Genomic DNA, 19,468 nt, shown 5'->3' on the forward strand with positions numbered 1-19,468 from the left:
AAAGCCCTGTAGAATTCCCCGCCGCAAGCCCGCCGCACCCGCGCGCCGGGCAGATACGCAGCAGAGCCCCACGTCATGCCCCTGTTCAACAGCCCCTTCGCCGACCTCGACCTGATCCGCCAGCCGGAGCAAGCCAACGACCCGCTGCTGGCGTTCGATGCCGCCGACCAGTACCTGCTGGAACACCTGGCCGCCCAGGCACCGGGCGCAGGGTGCAAGGTGCTGGTGCTCAACGACAGCTTCGGCGCCCTGGCCGCCAGCCTGGCCGGGCACCTGGACGTGACCAGCAGCAGCGACTCGCACCTGGCGCACCTGGCCCTGGAGAAGAACCTCGCGGGGAACGGCAAGCCGTTCGACAGCGTGCCCTTCATCCCGGCCAGCGAGCCCTTCCAGGGCCCATTCGACCGCGTGCTGGTGCGCGTGCCCAAGACCCTGGCCCTGCTCGAGGAGCAACTGATCCGCCTGCAGGGCCAATTGGCGCCTGGAGCCCAGGTGATCGCCGGGGCGATGATCAAGCACCTGCCACGAGCCGCCGGCGACCTCATGGAGAAGTACATCGGCCCGGTGCAGGCTTCGCTGGCGCAGAAGAAAGCGCGCCTGCTGACTGCCACTGTCGCGCAACGGCCCGTCGCGCGCTCCCCCTACCCCAGCCGCTACCGCCTGGACACGCCGGCCCTGGAGCTGGTCAACCACGCCAACGTGTTCTGCCGCGAAGGCCTGGACATCGGCACTCGCGCCTTCCTGCCGCATCTGCCACGTGATTTGGGCCGCGCCCGCGTAGCCGATCTCGGCTGTGGCAATGGCGTGCTGGCGATTGTCTGCGCCCTGGCCAACCCGGATGCGCAGTTCACCCTGGTCGACGAGTCGTACATGGCGGTGCAGTCGGCGCGGGAGAACTGGCAGGCGGCACTGGGCGAACGCGAAGTGACGATCAGGGCCGCGGACGGCCTGGCCGGCCAGGAGAAACAATCGCTGGACGTGGTGCTGTGCAATCCACCGTTCCACCAGCAGCAGGTGGTCGGCGACTTCCTCGCCTGGCGCATGTTCCAGCAGGCCCGCGAGGCGCTGGAAGTCGGTGGCGCGCTGTACATCGTCGGCAACCGCCACCTGGGCTATCACAGCAAGCTGGCGCGCTTGTTCCGGGGCGTCGAGCAGGTGGCGGCAACGCCGAAGTTCGTGGTGCTCAAGGCCCGGAAATAAAAGCATCGCGGGGCAAGTCGCATCGGTGCGACTTGCCCCGCGATGACTCAATGGCTTAGTGAGTACTCAGGCCTGCCGCGTTCATGAACATGCGCATGCCATAAGCCACCACGCCAAGCGCTGCCACGCTCAGCCCCCAGATCAGCACCAGCCAACCCAGGCGTTGCCACAGCGGTTTCTTCTCTTCGACATTCATCGCCCGGCGCTCCTAGTGATAGCCGTCTTCATGGGTCACCTTGCCGCGGAACACGTAGTAGCTCCAGTAGGTGTAACCAAGGATGAACGGCAGGATGAACAGCGTGCCCACCAGCATGAAGCCCTGGCTCTGCGGCGGCGCCGCGGCATCCCAGATGCTGATCGACGGCGGGATGATGTTCGGCCACAGGCTGATGCCCAACCCGCTGTAACCGAGGAAGATCAGCACCAGGGTCAGCAGGAACGGGGTGTAGTGGGCATTGCGCGCCACCGCCCGCAGCAACCCGTAGAAGGTCACCAGCACCAGGATCGGCACCGGCATGAACCAGATCAGGTTGGGCATGCTGAACCAACGCTCGGCGATCTGCGGATAGGCGATCGGCGTCCACAGGCTGACGATGCCGATCACCACCAGCAGCACCAGCGCCAGTGGCCGAGCCATGTCATGCATCTTCTGCTGCAGCGGCCCTTCGGTCTTCATGATCAACCAGGTGCAGCCCAGCAGCGTGTAGGCGACGATCAGGCCTAGGCCCGAGAACACCGTGAACGGCGTCAGCCAATCGAGGGTGCCACCGACGAACTTGCGGTCGACCACCTTGAAGCCCTCGATGAAAGCGCCCAGGGCCACGCCCTGGAAGAAGGTCGCCACCAGCGAGCCCCAGATGAAGGCCTTGTCCCAGATATGGCGCCTGTTGGCCCGGGCCTTGAAGCGGAATTCGAAGGCCACGCCCCGGAAGATCAGGCCCACCAGCATCAGGATCAGTGGCAGGTACAGCGCCTCCAACACCACCGAGTAGGCCAGTGGGAAAGCCCCGAACAGCGCCGCCCCGCCCAGTACCAGCCAGGTCTCGTTGCCGTCCCATACCGGAGCAACCGTGTTCATCATTACATCGCGATCACGCTCGTCCTGGACGAAGGGGAAGAGCATGCCGATGCCCAGGTCGAAACCATCCATCACCACGTACATCATGACGCCGAAGATGATGATCACGGCCCAGATCAGCGGAAGATCGATACCCATCTCAGTTCCCCTTGCTCAGGCTGCTGGAGTCGGCCTCATGGCCTTCATCGGCGGCGGACAGCGGCCGCGCCGGCGTACGTTTCTGGCCAGGGCCACCCGGGGTGTGCTCATAGCCTTCACCGGTCTTCGGCCCTTTGCGCACCAGGCGCATCATGTAGCCCAGGCCGGTGCCGAACAGCGCGAAGTAGACCACCACGAACATCACCAGGGTGAACCCCAACTGCGCGTAGCTGTGGTTGGACACCCCATCGGCGGTGCGCATCAGCCCGTAGACCACCCACGGCTGGCGGCCGATCTCGGTGGTGAACCAGCCGGCGAGGATCGCGATCAACCCCGACGGGCCCATCCACAGGGTCAGGTAGAGGAACGGCCGCGAGCTGTACAGGGTGCCGCGCTTGCGCAGCCACAGGCTCCACAGGCCGACGAAGATCATCAGCATGCCCAGGCCAACCATGACCCGGAACGACCAGAACACGATGGTCGAGTTGGGTCGGTCCTCGGGCGGGAAGTCCTTCATCGCCGGCACTTGCTTGTCCAGGCTATGGGTCAGGATCAGGCTGCCCAAGGCTGGAATCTCGATCTTGAAGCGCGTGGTTTCTGCCTGCATGTCGGGAATGCCGAACAGGATCAGCGGCGTCGGCTCGCCGGGCTTGTTCTCCCAGTGGCCTTCGATGGCGGCGATCTTCACCGGTTGATGCTTGAGCGTGTTCAAGCCATGGAAGTCGCCGATCACGGCCTGGATAGGCGCCACCACCAGGGCCATCCACATGGCCATCGACAGCATCTTACGCACTGCCGGGTTGTCCCTCCCGCGCAACAGGTGCCAGGCCGCCGAGGCGCCGACGAAGAACGCGGTGGCGACGAAGGCCGCGGTGGCCATGTGCATCAGGCGATAGGGGAAGGACGGGTTGAAGATCACCGCGAACCAGTCCACCGGAATCACCTGGCCATTGACGATCTCGTAGCCCTGGGGGGTCTGCATCCAGCTGTTGGAAGCGAGGATCCAGAAAGTCGACACCAGCGTGCCGAGCGCCACCATGCAGGTGGCGAAGAAGTGCAGGCCACGGCCTACACGGTTCCAGCCGAACAGCATGACACCAAGGAAACCGGCCTCGAGGAAGAAGGCGGTCAAGACCTCGTAAGTGAGCAAGGGACCAGTGATGGATCCGGCAAAATCGGAGAACTGGCTCCAGTTGGTGCCGAACTGATAGGCCATGACCAGGCCCGAGACCACGCCCATGCCGAAGTTCACGGCGAAGATCTTCGACCAGAAGTGGTAGAGGTCACGGTACGTGTTGTCGCCGGTCTTCAGCCAAAGGCCTTCTAGGACCGCCAGGTAGCTCGCCAGGCCAATGGTGATGGCCGGGAACAGGATGTGAAAGGACACGGTAAAGGCAAACTGGATTCGGGCGAGCTCTAGAGCTTCCAATCCGAACATGGTGCTTCCTCTTCAGGTAATCCGGCGACCGGGCTCATGGCCTGTCGCCCACTGCCCCCACGGGTATCGAGTGCGGCGCGTTAGAATTGTTCTGTTCGATCGCGGGGATTCCGGCCCGAAGGCCAAGATCGTTGCATCTGGAACGATTGATCCAGATCAACGACTGAATGGAAGCATAGTCCTGAATGCCCCATTCGGATGTGTGGTTGATTGCCGCGTGACCGGTTGCCTCACCCTCTTTTGCGAATTCGCGGCAGTTGATCCACACGACTTTCAGCAACTATTTGTTACAAACAGATGTTACTCTGCAGGCCCCTCTATCTCCGAGGCTGCAGCCCCCCGATGTCCGATTCCGCCCCGCAATTGCTGCGTCATCACCACCCTTTCCTGGCCTTCTGGCTGGCCCGCGTGTTCACCGCCAGCGGCTTCCAGATGCTGACCGTGGCCATTGGCTGGCACCTCTACCAACTGACCGGGAATGTCCTCGACCTGGGCCTGGTCGGGCTGGTCGAGTTCGCGCCCCGGGTGCTGTTCATGCTGCACACAGGCCATGTCGCCGACCGCTACGACCGACGCAAGGTGGCCGCCCTGTGCCAGACCCTGCAGGCGCTGATCGCCCTGGCGCTGGCACTGGGCAGCGTCACCGACAACGTCAGCCGCGAGCTGATCTTCATCCTCGCCTTCCTGCTCGGCGCCACCCGTTCGTTCGAGATGCCGGCGACCCAGGCGCTGTTACCCAACGTGGTGCCGCCAGGGCTGTTCCCACGGGCCGTGGCGGCGTCGGCGTCGGCCACCCAGTCGGCGACCATCGTCGCCCCGGCGGTCGGCGGCTTTCTCTACGCCTTCGGCAGTACCTGGGTGTACGGCCCGACAGTGGCCCTCTACCTCATCGCCTGCCTGTTGACCCTGAGCCTCGACGCGCGCCAGCAACTGCCCCAGCGCGGTCGGGCCAACCTGGAATCGCTGCTGGCCGGGGTACGCTTCATCCGCAGCCGTCCGGACATCTTCGGTGCCATCTCCCTAGACCTGTTCGCCGTGCTGCTGGGCGGCGCTACCGCGCTGCTGCCAGTGTTCGCCAAGGACATCCTGCTCACCGGCGCCTGGGGCCTGGGCCTGCTGCGCTCGGCGCCGGCGGTGGGCGCGCTGCTGATGTCGCTGTGGCTGGCGCGCTTCCCGGTGGAGCGCAAGGTAGGCCTGATCATGTTCGCCTCGGTCGGCGTGTTCGGGGTGGCGACCATCACCTTCGGCCTCTCGACCTCGTTCTGGTTCTCCCTGGCGGTGCTGGTGGTGCTCGGCGCGGCGGACATGATCAGCATGGTCATCCGCGGCGCCTTCGTGCAGCTGGAGACGCCGGACGAGATGCGCGGCCGGGTAAGCGCGGTGAACGGGCTGTTCATCGGTGCCTCGAACCAGCTCGGCGAGTTCGAGTCGGGGCTGACCGCGCACTGGTTTGGCACAGTGCCGGCGGTGGTGCTCGGCGGCGTGGGCACGCTGCTGGTGACCGGGGTATGGATGAAGCTGTTCCCGACGTTGACCCATCGCGACCGTATGCATAACGGCTGAAAACCGTGTTCGCCCCCTCGCGAGGCGAAAAACCGCGAGAGGGCCCGAATGGCCTCTCTCCCCAATGGCCATAGGCCCCCGCCATCCTTGCTGGTATGATGCGCGGCTTTTTTCCACCCCACACAAAACCACGGCACCCGGTACGGTCTGTGCTTTGCTGTTGGGGTCGATACATTCACGGCGCGAGCGCGCCCGGGGAGCAGGCATGCTGGAAAGGCTGTTTCAACTAAAAGCACACAACACCAACGTGCGCACCGAGATTCTCGCGGGCGTCACCACCTTCCTGGCCATGGCCTACATCCTGTTCGTCAACCCGAGCATCCTCGGCGAGACCGGCATGGACAAGGGCGCGCTCTTCGTCGCCACCTGCCTGGCCGCGGCCATCGGCTCGGTGACCATGGGCATCATCGCCAACTACCCGATCGCCCTGGCGCCGGGCATGGGCCTGAACGCCTTCTTCACCTACACCGTGGTCCTGCACATGGGCCACACCTGGCAGGTGGCGCTGGGCGCGGTGTTCCTCTCCGCGGTGCTGTTCTTCCTGCTGTCGATCTTCCGCATCCGCGAATGGATCGTGAACAGCATCCCGCTGCCGCTGCGCTCGGCCATTGCTGCCGGCATCGGCCTGTTCCTGGCGCTGATTGCCCTGCATAACGCCGGCATCGTCGTCGATAACCCAGCCACCCTGGTGGGTCTGGGCGACCTCAGCAAACCCGCGCCGATCCTCGCCACCCTGGGCTTCTTCCTGATCGTCGCCCTCGAGTCGCTGAAGGTTCGCGGCGCCGTGCTGATCGGTATCCTGGCGGTGACCGTGGCCGCGATCGCGCTGGGCGTCACGCCGTTCGGCGGGGTGGTCTCGATGCCACCGTCGCTGGCCCCGACCTTCCTGCAGTTGGACATCGCCGGCGCCCTGGATGTCGGGTTGATCAGCGTGATCTTCGCCTTCCTGTTCGTCGACCTGTTCGACAACTCCGGCACCCTGATCGGCGTGGCCAAACGCGCCGGTCTGATGGGCAAGGACGGCCACATGCCGAAGATGGGCCGCGCCCTGATCGCCGACAGCACCGCCGCCATGGCCGGTTCGCTGCTGGGCACCTCGACCACCACCAGCTACATCGAGTCGGCGGCGGGCGTGAGTGCCGGCGGGCGCACCGGCCTGACCGCCATCGTGGTCGCCATCCTGTTCCTGCTGGCGCTGTTCTTCGCCCCGCTGGCCGGCAGCGTGCCGGCCTTCGCCACCGCTCCGGCGCTGCTGTTCGTCGCCGTGCTGATGGCTTCGGGCCTGGCCGAGATCAACTGGGACGACGTCACCGAAGCCGCGCCAGTGGTGGTGACCGCCCTGGCCATGCCGCTGACCTACTCGATCGCCAACGGCATCGCCTTCGGCTTCATCGCCTGGACCGCCATCAAGCTGATCTCCGGCCGTCGCCATGACCTGAACCCGGCGCTGGTGATCCTGTCCATCCTGTTCGTCATCAAGCTGGGTTGGTTCCCCGCATGAGTGCTGCCTACGATCCCGCGCAATACGACGCGCAACTGGCGGCCAAGGCCGCCCGCCTGCGCGACCTGCTGGCCCCGTTCGACGCGCCGGAGCCGGCCGTGTTCGACTCGCCGCGCGGACACTACCGCCTGCGCGCCGAGTTCCGCCTGTGGCGCGAAGGCGGCCAGCGCCACTATGCGATGTTCGCCCCGGGCGAGAAGCACAAGGCCATCCTGATCGACGACTTCCCGATCGCCAGCGAGCGCATCAATGCATTGATGCCGCGCCTGAAAGCCGCCTGGCAGGCCAATGAAGACCTCGACAACCGGCTGTTCCAGGTGGAGTTCCTCACCACCCTGGCCGGTGACGCAATGATCACCCTGTGCTACCACCGCCCGCTGGACGAGGCCTGGGAGGCCGCCGCGCAGCAGTTGGCCGCCGACCTCGGTGTCAGCGTGGTCGGCCGCTCGAAAGGCAAGCGTGTGGTGATCGGCCGCGACTACGCGGTGGAGAAGCTCGACATCGCCGGGCGCACCTTCAGCTATCGCCAGCCCGAAGGCGCCTTCACCCAGCCCAACGGCGCGGTGAACCAGAAGATGCTCGGCTGGGCCTTCGAGGCCATGGGCGAGCGCCAGGACGATCTGCTCGAGCTGTATTGCGGCAACGGCAACTTCACCTTGCCGCTGGCCACCCGCGCCCGCCAGGTGCTGGCCACCGAGATCAGCAAGACCTCGGTCAACGCCGCCCTGCACAACCTCGACGAGAACGGCGTGGACAACGTGCGCCTGGTGCGCCTGTCGGCCGAAGAGCTGACCCAGGCCCTGAACGAGGTCCGCCCGTTCCGCCGCCTGGAAGGCATCGACCTGAAGAGCTACGACTTCGGCACGGTGTTCGTCGACCCGCCGCGCGCCGGCATGGACCCGGACACCTGCGAGCTGACCCGTCGCTTCGAGCGCATCCTGTACATCTCCTGCAACCCGGAAACCCTGGCGCAGAACATCGCCCAACTGCACGATACCCACCGTATCGAACGCTGCGCGCTGTTCGACCAGTTCCCCTACACCCACCATATGGAAAGCGGGGTGCTGCTGGTTCGGCGCTGACCCGCGACGACGCGGGGCCGCCAGGGCCCCGCCGTTCGCTGCAAGGAGTGATGTGCCATTGGACCAGTTGAGCGCCATGCAGACCTTCCGCCGGGTCGTCGACCTCGGCAGCTTCAGCGCCGCCGCCCACCAGGCGGGCGTTTCCCACACCGTGCTGTCGCGCCAGGTGAAGCACCTCGAACGCCATCTCGGCACGCAACTGCTCAACCGCACCACCCGTCGCCTGCAAATGACCGAAGCCGGGGCGCTGTTCTATCGCCACTGCACCCGGATTCTCGAGCAGATGCAGGCCATGAACCTTGAACTGTCCGAGCATCAACAACAGCCCAGCGGCACGCTGCGCCTGGGTGTGGCCACTGCCTTTGGCGAGCTGGAACTCGGACACTGGCTACCCGACTTCGTCGGACGTCACGAGCGATTGCAGGTCGAACTGCATTGCAGCGACCGCTTCATCGACCTGCTGGAAGAAGACATCGATGTCTGCCTGAGGGTCACCGACCACCTGCCCGACTCCAGCCTCGTAGCCCGTAGGCTGGCAGACAGCGAGGTGCTGCTGGTGGCCGCTCCCGGCTACCTGGAGCGTCACGGCACGCCGACCACCCCCGACGCCCTGGCTGCCCACCCATTGCTCGGCTACAGCCGCTTGCCGCATCCACAGCGCCTGCAACTGACCGGCCCCGCCGGCGAGCGCCGGGAGTTGCTGATGCCTCAGCGCCTGAGCGCCAATTCGCCGATGGCCCTGCGCGCGGCAGCGATCGGCGGGTTGGGGATCGCCAGCTTCGACCGCTTCATCGCCCACGATGCCTTGCGCGACGGGCGCCTGGTGCCGGTGCTGGCGGACTGGTCGCTGCCCTCACGCACTGTATACGCGGTCTACCCGCAGAGCCGCTATGTGGCGCCCAAGGTACGGGCACTCCTCGACTACGTGCAGGCGTACTACGCAGAGCAGCGATGGCAACATTGATTTGTGCTTAAAACGCACAGGTTATGGCACTATGAAGAAGTATTTGTGCATAACTTGATTGTTTAACCTTCGCCCATTGTCACTTGGCGAAGGAGCCTCCCATGAAAGCACTGCACACGATTTTCGCCGGCCTCACCCTGGCCACTATTACCGCCACCGCCAGCGCCGCTGGCGACACCCTGAGTTCGGTCCCTGACAGCGCTTCGCTGAAATGGCAGCAGGTGCCCGGCACCCACGGCGCGGTGAGCTACGCCAATGTCGAAGGCGACCTGTTCGGCAAGGGGCCGTACTCGGCCTACGTAAAATTCCGCAAAGGCACCGACAATGGCCTGCACACCCATAGCCAGACCCTGCCGACCATGGTGTTGAGCGGAACCTTCTACGCGGTGATCGATGGCAAGCGGGTGGAGTACCCGACAGGCGCCTACTACAAACTGCCCGCCAACCTGGTGCATGAAAGCGGCTGCACCGCGGCGGCCGATTGCCTGCTGTTCCAGTACCAGGCTGGTGCCTTCGATCTGAACCCGGTCAAAGGCTGAGCCTGGGCAACGTGCTTACTCGCTGACCTGGAACTCCACCCGCGCCGTCTCGCCGCTTTCATCCAAAGCACTCAACTCGATGCGCCCGGCCTGCTCGAAACTTACTTGCAGGCTGTCCTGCCCTTGGGTCTCGCCCAAGGGCAGGCCATTGAGGAACCACCAGCGTCGCCCCGCCCCACCCAATGCCGACACCCGCACCTGCAGCGGCTCATGGCTGGTGGCCGGGCGACGCAGGCTGTCGCCGGCCCGCACCCCGACGATCGACAGCGGTGGCGCACTGGCCGCCATCCGCGGTGGGCAGGCGGGGTCGACAGTCGGCAGCCGCGCTGCCCGGCGTTCGGCGCTGGGCAACCACGGCTCGAGCGGGGCCGGCCATAGCGCGACATCATGCGCCCTGGCACCGGGACAAGAGGCATCGACACGCAAGCCGCGCTCGTTGAGCCACACCGTTTCGCGCAAACCCAGCCCCAGCGGCTGGTCGGCAGCCTGCAAGGTCGGTGGCGTGGTAGCGTCGAGGGTCCAGGCGAAACGTTGCCGACGGCAGTTCGGGTCCTGACGGTTCATTGGCTGGCCCAGCGGCCAACAGATCGCCGCCACACCGACCGAATCGGGCACCGGTTCGACCGGCACTTCGATGCCGCGTTGGCTGTCGCGGTTACTCAGCAGGTCATGCACCTGCAGCATCAATGGCGCCGCCGAGGCCAGGCCGAACTGGCCCGGCACCGGGGTGCCGTCGGGGCGGCCGATCCATACGCCGATCAGGTAGCGCGGGCCGACGCCCACCGACCAGGCATCGCGAAAGCCGTAGCTGGTGCCGGTCTTCCAGGCCAATTGCGGACGCTGCACCAGCTCGGCGTGGGGGTCACGGTCCGGCCGCGCCAGGCCGCTGAGAATGCGCCGGGTGATCCAGGCCGAACCCGGCGACAGCAAGCGGCGTTCCACCAGCGGGTCCTGAGGTTGCAGGCGCACCTGCGCGCTCAGCCCACCACGAGCCAGCGCGGCATAGCCACCGACCAGGTCCTCCAGGCGGCTGCCTGCGCCACCAAGAATCAGCGACAGGTTCGGCTCGGCCAGCGGCGGCAGCACCAGCGGCATCCCGCCCAAGCGCATCTGCGCGGCGAAGCGTTTCGGGCCGTAGGCTTCGAGCAGTTGCACCGCCGGCAAGTTGAGCGACAGCGCCAGCGCCGAGCTGGCCGACACCGGGCCGCTGAAGCCCATGGAGAAGTTGCCGGGGCGGTAGTCGCCGTAGCGTCGTGGCACATCCTGCAACAGCGATTCGGAGTGAATCAGGCCGTCGTCCATGGCCATGGCGTAGAGGAACGGCTTGAGGGTCGAACCGGGCGAACGCAGGGCGTGGATCATGTCCACGTGACCGAAGCGGCGCTCATCGCTCAAGTCGATGGAGCCGAGATACGCGCGCACGGCCATGCTCTGCGTCTCGACCACCAGCAACGCCGCCGAAGTGCGCTCGGGCAGGCGAGCGCGCCAGCCCAGCAGCAGGTCTTCGAGGCGCCGCTGCAAGGCGGCGTCCAGGGTGGTACGGATCAGTGGCGGGCTGTTCGGCGTATTCAGGCGCCGGGCCAGCAGCGGCGCCAGCGCCGGCTCCTGGCGTGGCGCCAGCAACAGCGGCTCCTCACGCGCCTCGTCGATGCGCTGGGCTGGCCACACCTGGTACTCGGCCAGGCGCTGCAGCACCTTGTCCCGGGCACGCTGGGCGCGTTCAGGGTGGCGGTCCGGACGCAGCCGGCTCGGCGCCTGAGGCAGCACCGCGAGCAACGCGGCTTCGGCCGGAGTCAGGTGTTTCGGCGACTTGCCCAGGTACGCCCAACTGGCTGCCGCTACGCCCTGCAAGGTGCCGCCGAACGGCGCCCGGTTGAGGTACAGCTGCAAGATTTCGTCCTTGGACAGGTGCCACTCCAGCTGCACCGTGCGCCACAGCTGGCGCAGCTTGCCGGGCAAGGTGCGGTCGTGCGGGTCGAGCAGGCGCGCCACCTGCATCGACAGCGTGCTGCCACCAGACACCACCCGCCCGCCACGCAGGTTGAGCCATGCAGCCCGGGCCAGGGCCATGGGGTTCACCCCGGGGTGGCGATAGAACCAGCGGTCCTCGTAGGCGAGCAGGGCTTCAAGGTACAACGGCGAGACTTCCTGCGGGCTGACCGGATAGCGCCACACGCCGTCGGCGTCGGCGAAGCGCCACAACGGTGTGCCGTCCTCGGCCAGCACCACCCGCGCCAGGTCGTCGCCCGGCATGGGCAATGGCCAGATACGGTCAGCCAGCCACAGCAGGGCCATGCCCAGCAGCACGCTGACGGCGACACGCCGCAGCAGCCTGGTCAGGCGCGGGCGCGCTAAGCTTGGCATCGGGAACCGACCGGGCCAGGTGATGGCCAAAGGCTGGGAATCGCCGATTCGTTGATCAGGAAGCGACTATGCATGTAGAAGGTTTTTTCGAATGGCTGGGCCAGGCACTGGGTTCGGTGATCCGGTTCATCGTCGATGGCTTGAGCGGGTTGTTCAACCTGCTGGCCAACGCCGGTGGCAATTTCATCGATGGCCTGGCGCGCACGCTGGGGATGGACACCTCGCTGGTGAGCATCCTGGCGCTTATCGTCGGCCTGATGTTGCTGTACTCGGCGGTCCGCGCTTTCATGCGCGCATCGATCATCCTCGGGATCATCTGGGCGTTGCTGGGGTTGTGGGTGTTGAGCTGGGTAGTGCATTGAAAGCAGCTGCAAGCTTGGAGCTACAAGCGGCAAGTTGAAAGCAGCCTGCATCGACTGCTTTCTCTTGTAGCTTGCAGCTCACAGCTTGAGGGTCAGCGAGCTCTTACAATCATCTCGCCCTGGCTATCACCAATCGCCTGCAGGTTGGGCCGGTACATCGACTCCACCTGCGGAGGCGGAACGCGGTAGCTGCCCGGCGTCACCGCACGGGCCAGGTACAGCAGGTGGGTGGTGCCGTAGCTGTCGAGCTTGAGCGCGGCCACGTAGCGGTCGTCGCGATACTCCTGGTGCACCACGCTGGCGTTCTGCATCGACTCGCGCCACTGCTTCACCGCGCTGCTGGCATTGTCCAGGCTGGCAGCGCTCTGCGCCAGGTTCTGGTTCTCCAGCTCCAGGCCTGCCGGCAGCAGGTCCACTACCAGGGCGTCGGGCACCTGGTCCTGGGCCTTGAGCGCCAGGTGCACCAGCACCAGGTCACCGCTGCGCAGGTTGCGCACATCCAGCGCCTGGCCATTCATGCCCAGGTACTCGCGGCGGATTTCCATGCCATTGCCGCTGGCGGCCGGAGCCTGGCGCGGGTAGCCGGACAAGGTCAGCTGCTGGTACAGGGTGTCGCCACCCTGGTTCTGCACGGTCAATGGCGAGGCCAGCAGCGGGCCCTCGAGCTTCATGCCCGAATCATTGTTGTCGAACTCACGGACTTCACCGGCGCTGTCCAGGCGAGCCTTCCAAGTACCCTCCGGCTTGCCCAGCAGGCCACGGCCGGCAAGGAACAGCGCGTTGCGCTCCTGGGTAGACAGCCAACGGTTGGCGGCCAACTCGTCGGACAGGCCGAACAGGCGCTGGTCGACCTGATTGGCGGCCAGGTTGTTCTCCTGCAGCAGGGACAGGATCAACGCCTGGTCACGCAGGGCGCTGCCGTAGTCGGCCAGCCAGCCTTTGCCGCGGGTGACCGCCAGGCCCGCCTGCAGCGCCTGCTGCGAACGTTGCTTGTCGCCCATCTTGTCCAGCGCCACCGCCAGTTGCACCAGCGGCAAACCGGAGCGGGCGTCAGCACGACGCTCGAACAGGCTGCGCAAGGCGCCCAGCGGCGCCTGTTGGCTGCGCGCCAGCACCAGGCCGGCGTAGGCCTGCACGGCGAAGCGGGTGTGGTCGGCGTTCTGGCTGTAGTCGACTTCGATCAGGTTGCGCTCCTGCACATAGCGCAGCAGGCGCTCGCTGGCCTTCTTCAGCGCCTCGGCCGGTACACCGTAGCCTTGCTCGCGGGCGCGCAGCAGGAAATCGGTCACGTAGGCAGTCAGCCAGTATTCCTCCTCGCTGTCCGAACTCCACAGGCCGAAGCTGCCGTTGTAGCGCTGCATGCCCAGCAGGTGCTCGATGCCCATCTCGATCTTGCGTTTGCGCACATCGGCCGGCTCACCCTTGATGCCCAGGCGCTTGAGGCTGTCGGCATCGGCGTACAGCGACGGGTACAGGCCACTGGTGGTCTGCTCCAGGCAGCCGTAGGGGTAGGCTTCCAGGGCGCGGATCTGCTCGGCAAGGTTCAGCGGTGGGCGGCTCGATAACGCCAGGCTGGCCTCCAGGCCCGCAGGCTCGAACTCGGCCAGGTCGCTGTCGGGCAGGCTCCAGGGCTGGTCCTTGAGGGCCACGCGGTAGTGCTTGAGCATCGCCGGGTAAGCCGGGCGAATACCCAGGGTCCATTCACGCTCGAAGGTACTAGCCGGCTCACCCGGCAGCTGCAGGCCGTTGACCTGCACGCGAACCTTGCCCTGGCCCAGGCCACCCTGGGCCTGCACCGGGATCATCAGGGTGGTGCGCTGGCCTTCGGCGAGGGTGAAGTTCTGCTGAGCGCCACCGACCAGGCTCAGTTGACCTTCGCTGGACACCTGCACGCTCAGTTGCTGGGCGCGGCCGGACAGGTTGGCCAGGTCCAGCGCCAGGCGGGTCTGATCGCCACCGGCGAGGAAGCGCGGCGCGGACAGCTCGGCGATCAGCGGCGCGGCGACCACGGTCTTGCCCTCGGCCATGCCGAAGTGTTCTTCGGTCCAGGCCTGGGCCATCAGGCGCAGTTCACCGTTGAAATCGGGAATATCGACGCTGGCCTGGCCCTCGCCTTTTTCATCGAGGGTCACCGGCAGGCTCTGCTGGGCGACGATGGTCACCGTGGTGTTCGGGCGCTTGCCGCCCTTGGCCATGGCGGCGTCACCGCCGAAGGCCAGGCTGGCCAGGCGGCCCTGGCCGGCTTCGATCAACTGGCCATAGATGTCCAGCTGGTCGGCGCCATAGGCCTTGCGGCCGAACAGGCTGGCGAACGGATCGGGGGTCTTGAAGTCGGTGATGTTGAGGATGCCCACGTCCACCGCCGACAACAGCACATGCACCTGCTTGGGCACGCTGCCATCGGCGTTGACCGCCTTGACCTTGACGGTCAGCGGTTGCTTGGGCCGCATTTTTTCCGGCGCCTGCAGCGACACGGCCAGCTTGCGCTCGGCGCGGTCCAGCGGCAGGTGCAGCACGCCCACGGCGCGTTTCGGCGTGGCGTTGGCCTTGCGCTCACCCGGGCGGATCACCAGGGCGCTGATGTACAGGTCGTGGCGCGCCCACTTCTTGTCCAGTTCGACATCGAAGGTCTTGCCCTCGGCCGGCACCTCGATTTCCTGCCACCACAGCGGGCCGTCGGCGGACTCGATCATCAGGTAGCCGCTGCCGGCGGCCGGCGGGGTGACGGTGACCTTGGCGGTGCCGCCTTCCTTGTAGGCTGGCTTGTCCAGGGCGATCTTCACCTGGTCAGGGCGCACGGCGCCCCCCTCGGCGTTGTCCTGGGCGCGGTAGCCGGCCCAGAAGCGGGCACTGGAGACCAGGCCGGTCTGCGGGTCTTCCACCTCGACACGGTACGGACCCCACTCCACCTGGAAGTTCAGCTTGGCGGTGGAACCTGCCTTCACGCTGACGGTTTCTTCAGCCTGGGTAAGGAACTTCTCGTTGTAGTTGTAGCTCCAGCCATCGCTCTGCGAGTAGTTCCAATAGTAGTCGCGGCGCTCGCGGATCAGCCGTACCTTCAGGTTGTCGGCGGCCAGTTTCTTGCCGTCGCGATCAGCCACCAGGAACTCGAACTCCACCGGGCCGTCGCCATCGGTTTCTTCGCCGTCGAACAGGCCGCGCAGGCCCGGCATACGCTCGGCAGGCCAGATCGGCTGCTCCAGGCGCCGGGTGATCGGCCGACCACCGGACTCCTGCAGGCTGGCCTGCACGGTCAGTTGCAGCGGCGAGCGGGCTTCAGCCCAGCGACTTTCGATGTCGATGCGGGCCTTGCCGTTCTGGTCGAGGGTGACTTCGTCCAGTTCCAGGTCCTGGTTCAGCTCGGTCTCGGTGACCGCGCCGAACTGATAGCCCGGCAGCGCCTTCACCGCTTCACGCAACGGACGCACGTAGGCCTGGCCACTGAGGCGGTTGCCGGCGGCGGGAGCCCCATAGAGGTAACGACCATTGACCTGGATCGTGGCGGTTTGCTCCGGCGCCAGCGGCGCGGCACTGCCTTTGAGCTCCAGCGCCAGGCGCTCGGGGAGGAAGTCCTCGACAAGGAATTCGTAAACCTGCTTGCGGCCACCGCCCATGTCGAGCAGCAACTGCCAACGGCCGGTCGGCGCTTCGCTGGCCAGTTGCAGCTGGTACTGGAACAGGCCGTTCTGGTCGGCCTCCCAGACGAACTTGCGGCTGACCTGCTCATCGGGGCGGCGTACTTCCACGTTCACCGGCTGGGCCTTGACCGGCTTGCCGTCCTGGTCGCGCAACAGGCCGTTGAGCAGCACGGTCTCGCCTGGGCGATAGAGGTCACGGGGGCCAAAGATGAAAAACTGCAGCGGGTTGGCCTGGGGCCCGGTGATGTCGAATTCGGCCAGGTCCAGCGCCGCGGTGTTCAGACGCAGCAGGGTGGTGTGCACGCCCTGGGTGGCGATCAGCGTATCGGCCTTGGCGGTGATCGGCAGCTGCGCATGACCGTCGCCGTCTGTTTTGGCCTGGGCCAGCAACTTGCCCTTGTCGTCGTGCAGCTCGAGGGTGACGTCCTTGAGCGCCTTGCCGCCCTCAAGAGCCTGGGTGAACACGTCCAGGCGATCGCGATAGCGGTGCGCCGAGACACCGATGTCACTGAGGGTGAACAGGGTCGCCGGCTGCGAGTAGTCATAGGTGCCCGAGGCACGCATCACCGCCAGGTATACGCCTGGCTCCTGCAGCGGCTTGATCCCGGCGATCGGCAACAGCACGGTTTCGCGGGTATTGCGCGCCGGGTTGAGGTCGAAACGGCCGCTGTAGACCAGCTCGGCCATCTCCAGGGTTTCCTTGGACTGGTAGTAGTACAGGCTGCTGTTGCGCCCCCAGTTGACCAGGAAACTCGAGAGCATGTCCGGCTTGATGCGGAAAAACTCGACATCGACCTTGTCGACGTTCAGGGCAATCACCGGCAGGCCTTCGGCCAGGCGCGTGGGCAGCAGCGAACCGCGGCTGGCGAAGCCCACCGTGGCCTGCATATCGCGGGTCTCGAAGCGGCTGACCGATTCGGCCTGCAGCTGGTTGCCGTTGACCGAGAGCAGGCCCTTGTCGATGGTCAGGACCATCTTGCGCTGCGGCTCCAGGTGGCGCAGGCGCAGTTCCATCTGGTTGTCGGAGAGTTCCCAGGCGCCGTCGACCTTGCCCTTGACGGTGTCGACCAGGTGCAACTTGCCGGCGAAGTCCTGATTGGCGTCCAGCGGCGCGGAGACGCTGACCGACAGGGTGCTGGCGCCGTCGAGCTGCACTTCCGAGACGTCCAGCACGGTCAGTTCACGGCCGGCATAGCGTTTGGCGAGCACTGCCGGATCTTCGCGCTTGGCCGTCCGGGTTTCGACAGGCGCGACGGCAGCGGCGTCAGCAGCAGGCGCCGATGGCTTGTCCGGGGTGGAAGAATCACAGGCACTGAGCAGGGCCAGCGCGCAGGCCAGCAACAATCCTTTGTTGAGCATTTGAGAGAGAACTCTTCGGCAGCGTGTACGTGAGGGGGGCAACTATAGCGCAACGGCTCGAGGCTTTCCTGGCGATGCGCGGCAAGTGAGACCGTGTTCGCGCCAATAGGTTGCCGGGCCGGTACAATCCGTTGCGCAATCACGCAGGAGCCCGCATGTCTTCACTGTCCACCGCCTGGCGCAACCGCCCCACCCACCACAAGGTCTGGGCCCTGGCCGCGCCGATGATCCTGTCCAACATCTCGGTGCCGCTGGTGGCGCTGGTCGACAGCACGGTGATCGGCCACCTGCCCCATGCCCATCAGTTGGGCGCGGTGGCCGTCGGTGCCACGCTGTTCACCTTCATGGTCGGCCTGCTGGGCTTCCTGCGCATGGGCTCCACCGGCTTCGCCGCCCAGGCCGCCGGCCGCGCCGACGGCGCCGCGCTGCGCCAGGTACTTGTGCAGGGGCTGCTGCTGGCGCTGGCTTTCGCCGTGCTGATCGGCCTGCTGGCCCTACCCTTCAGCCAACTGGCACTGCAGGCGATGCAGCCCAGCGAAGCGCTGCATGCCTCGACCGAAGCCTTCTTCCACACCCGCCTGCTCGGCCTGCCGGCAGCACTGGCCAGCTATGCCCTGGTCGGCTGGTTCCTCGGCACCCAGAACGCCAGGGCGCCGCTGGCGATCCTGCTGACGACCAACCTGCTCAACATCGCCCTGAACCTGTGGTTCGTACTTGGCCTGGACTGGGGGGTGGTCGGCTCGGCGCGGGCCTCGGTGATCGCCGAATGGAGCGCCGCCCTGCTCGGCCTGGCCCTCACCCGCCCGGCCTTGCGCGCCTACCCCGGGCAGGTCGCCTGGGCCGCGTTGAAACGCTGGCAGAGCTGGCGGCCGCTGCTGGCGGTCAACCGCGACATCTTCCTGCGCAGCCTGGCCCTGCAACTGGTGTTCCTGCTGCTCACCGTGCAGGGTGCGCGCCTGGGCGAGGCTACGGTGGCAGCCAATGCCCTGCTGCTCAATGGGCTGATGCTCACCGCCTATGCCCTCGATGGCCTGGCCCATGCGGTCGAGGCCCTGTGCGGCCATGCCATCGGCGCCCGTGACCGCAGTGCCCTGAAGCAGGCACTGGTGGTGGCCTGCGGCTGGTCGCTGATCGTCAGCCTGGTGTTCGCCGTGCTGTTCTTGCTGGGCGGGCACCTGTTCATCGACCTGCAGACCGACATTGCCAGTGTGCGCGAAGCCGCGTATCCCTATCTGCCCTATCTGGCGGTGCTGCCATTGGTAGCCGTGTGGAGCTACCTGCTCGATGGCTTGTTCATCGGCGCGACGCGGGCACGCGAGATGCGCAATGCGATGCTGCTGTCGGTGGCGGTCGCGCTGCCCCTGGCGCTTGCCATGCGCGGGTTCGGCAACCATGGGCTGTGGTGGGCGTTCCTCGGCTTCATGGTGCTGCGGGCGGTGACGCTGGGGTGGCTGGGGTGGCGTTTGCAGCAGCGCGACCGCTGGATTCGCTGAGAGCGGCGCCGCTTTGCAGCGCTGCGTCACGAAACCAGGCGAAAGCCCTCACCTGCCCCCTTGCCTGCCCCCGGCCTGATTCCCCACAATCGCGGCCATGCCGCACCATGACAGGGAATTCGCCGTGCCATCCATCTATCAGCTCAAACCCCGCTTCCAGGCGCTGCTGCGCCCTTCGGTGCAACGCCTGTACGAGCGTGGCGTCACCGCCAACCAGGTCACCGTCGCCGCCGCGGCGGTCTCCATCGTCCTTGGCCTACTGCTCGCCTGGCAGCACCAGGCCACCTGGCTGTTCATCCTGATACCGCTGTGGATGCTGCTGCGCATGGCGCTGAACGCGGTCGACGGCATGCTCGCCCGCGAGTTCGGCCAGCAGTCCAGGCTCGGCGCCTACCTCAATGAACTGAGCGACGTGATCGCCGACACTGCGCTGTACCTGCCGTTCGCCCTGCTGCCCGGCGTTTCGCCGGCACTGGTGGTGCTGGTGGTGGTGTTCGCCGTGATCAGCGAATACGCCGGGGTAATGGGCCCGCTGGCCGGCGCGTCACGCCGCTACGACGGGCCAATGGGCAAGAGCGACCGGGCCTTCGCCTTCGGCGTGCTGGGCACTGGCGTGGCGTTCGGGCTGCTGGCCGCGAGCTGGATCAATGGCCTGCTGCTGGTGATCCTGCTGCTCTCGCTCTATACCCTGTACAACCGGGTTCGCCACGGCCTGGCCGAAACCCGCTGAGCCCCTCGCTGCCGGACAA

The 19,468-nt window shown here is 66.3% G+C and carries 14 protein-coding genes; 9 read left to right on the top strand and 5 right to left on the bottom strand.

The window, feature by feature from the left end:
- Nucleotides 1–75: 75 nt before the first annotated feature.
- On the top strand, nucleotides 76–1,200 hold the full coding sequence (locus OH705_RS06650; protein ID WP_267301511.1) for a methyltransferase: 1,125 nt from the start codon (nucleotides 76–78) through the stop codon (nucleotides 1,198–1,200).
- A gap of 55 nt (nucleotides 1,201–1,255) precedes the next feature.
- On the opposite strand, the gene OH705_RS06655 is transcribed toward OH705_RS06650, so the two are convergent.
- The 3 genes from OH705_RS06655 to OH705_RS06665 are packed head-to-tail and all read right to left on the bottom strand — an operon-like array spanning nucleotide 1,256 to nucleotide 3,854.
- Nucleotides 1,256–1,396, bottom strand: a complete 141-nt coding sequence (locus tag OH705_RS06655) for a DUF2474 domain-containing protein (protein ID WP_023630574.1) — start codon at nucleotides 1,394–1,396, stop codon at nucleotides 1,256–1,258.
- 12 nt (nucleotides 1,397–1,408) lie between these two features.
- Nucleotides 1,409–2,416, bottom strand: a complete 1,008-nt coding sequence (gene cydB / locus OH705_RS06660) for a cytochrome d ubiquinol oxidase subunit II (protein WP_023630573.1) — start codon at nucleotides 2,414–2,416, stop codon at nucleotides 1,409–1,411.
- Between the two features lies 1 nt (nucleotide 2,417).
- Nucleotides 2,418–3,854, bottom strand: a complete 1,437-nt coding sequence (locus OH705_RS06665) for a cytochrome ubiquinol oxidase subunit I (RefSeq protein WP_267301514.1) — start codon at nucleotides 3,852–3,854, stop codon at nucleotides 2,418–2,420.
- Between the two features lie 342 nt (nucleotides 3,855–4,196).
- On the opposite strand from OH705_RS06665, the gene OH705_RS06670 reads away from it, so the two are divergent.
- The 5 genes from OH705_RS06670 (at nucleotide 4,197) to OH705_RS06690 (ending at nucleotide 9,503) form a co-directional block, all read left to right on the top strand.
- Entirely contained in the window at nucleotides 4,197–5,417 is a 1,221-nt protein-coding gene (locus OH705_RS06670; protein WP_267301515.1) for an MFS transporter, read from the top strand.
- A 205-nt stretch (nucleotides 5,418–5,622) separates the two neighbouring features.
- Entirely contained in the window at nucleotides 5,623–6,918 is a 1,296-nt protein-coding gene (locus tag OH705_RS06675) for an NCS2 family permease (RefSeq protein WP_038707321.1), read from the top strand.
- Complete coding sequence (gene trmA, locus OH705_RS06680; RefSeq protein ID WP_046857216.1) at nucleotides 6,915–8,000, top strand: tRNA (uridine(54)-C5)-methyltransferase TrmA; 1,086 nt, start codon at nucleotides 6,915–6,917, stop codon at nucleotides 7,998–8,000. Before OH705_RS06675 ends, trmA begins: the two co-directional genes overlap by 4 nt.
- A gap of 58 nt (nucleotides 8,001–8,058) precedes the next feature.
- Nucleotides 8,059–8,964: a LysR family transcriptional regulator gene (locus OH705_RS06685; RefSeq protein ID WP_038707320.1), complete on the top strand. Its 906-nt coding sequence runs from the start codon at nucleotides 8,059–8,061 to the stop codon at nucleotides 8,962–8,964.
- 101 nt (nucleotides 8,965–9,065) lie between these two features.
- Nucleotides 9,066–9,503, top strand: coding sequence for a cupin domain-containing protein (locus tag OH705_RS06690; RefSeq protein ID WP_094010340.1), 438 nt, complete (start codon nucleotides 9,066–9,068; stop codon nucleotides 9,501–9,503).
- Nucleotides 9,504–9,518: 15 nt separating this feature from the next.
- Here the strand turns inward: OH705_RS06690 and pbpC are convergent, their stop codons facing one another.
- Nucleotides 9,519–11,867: a peptidoglycan glycosyltransferase PbpC gene (pbpC, locus tag OH705_RS06695; RefSeq protein WP_267301517.1), complete on the bottom strand. Its 2,349-nt coding sequence runs from the start codon at nucleotides 11,865–11,867 to the stop codon at nucleotides 9,519–9,521.
- 68 nt (nucleotides 11,868–11,935) lie between these two features.
- Between pbpC and OH705_RS06700 the strand changes: the two genes are divergently transcribed.
- Nucleotides 11,936–12,229 (top strand): hypothetical protein, encoded by a 294-nt coding sequence (locus OH705_RS06700; protein WP_023631497.1) that lies wholly within the window; start codon nucleotides 11,936–11,938, stop codon nucleotides 12,227–12,229.
- A gap of 92 nt (nucleotides 12,230–12,321) precedes the next feature.
- Here the strand turns inward: OH705_RS06700 and OH705_RS06705 are convergent, their stop codons facing one another.
- Entirely contained in the window at nucleotides 12,322–17,226 is a 4,905-nt protein-coding gene (locus OH705_RS06705) for an alpha-2-macroglobulin (RefSeq protein ID WP_094010341.1), read from the bottom strand.
- Nucleotides 17,227–17,381: 155 nt separating this feature from the next.
- Between OH705_RS06705 and OH705_RS06710 the strand changes: the two genes are divergently transcribed.
- Both OH705_RS06710 and OH705_RS06715 read left to right on the top strand, forming a co-directional pair.
- Nucleotides 17,382–18,719: an MATE family efflux transporter gene (locus OH705_RS06710; RefSeq protein ID WP_038707318.1), complete on the top strand. Its 1,338-nt coding sequence runs from the start codon at nucleotides 17,382–17,384 to the stop codon at nucleotides 18,717–18,719.
- A gap of 124 nt (nucleotides 18,720–18,843) precedes the next feature.
- The gene (locus OH705_RS06715) at nucleotides 18,844–19,449 is read left to right on the top strand and encodes a CDP-alcohol phosphatidyltransferase family protein (protein ID WP_267301518.1); all 606 of its coding nucleotides are present in this window, start codon (nucleotides 18,844–18,846) and stop codon (nucleotides 19,447–19,449) included.
- The last annotated feature ends 19 nt before the right edge of the window (nucleotides 19,450–19,468 follow it).

This window comes from Pseudomonas sp. BJa3, from assembly GCF_026343815.1.
GTDB classification, from domain to species: domain Bacteria; phylum Pseudomonadota; class Gammaproteobacteria; order Pseudomonadales; family Pseudomonadaceae; genus Aquipseudomonas; species Aquipseudomonas soli.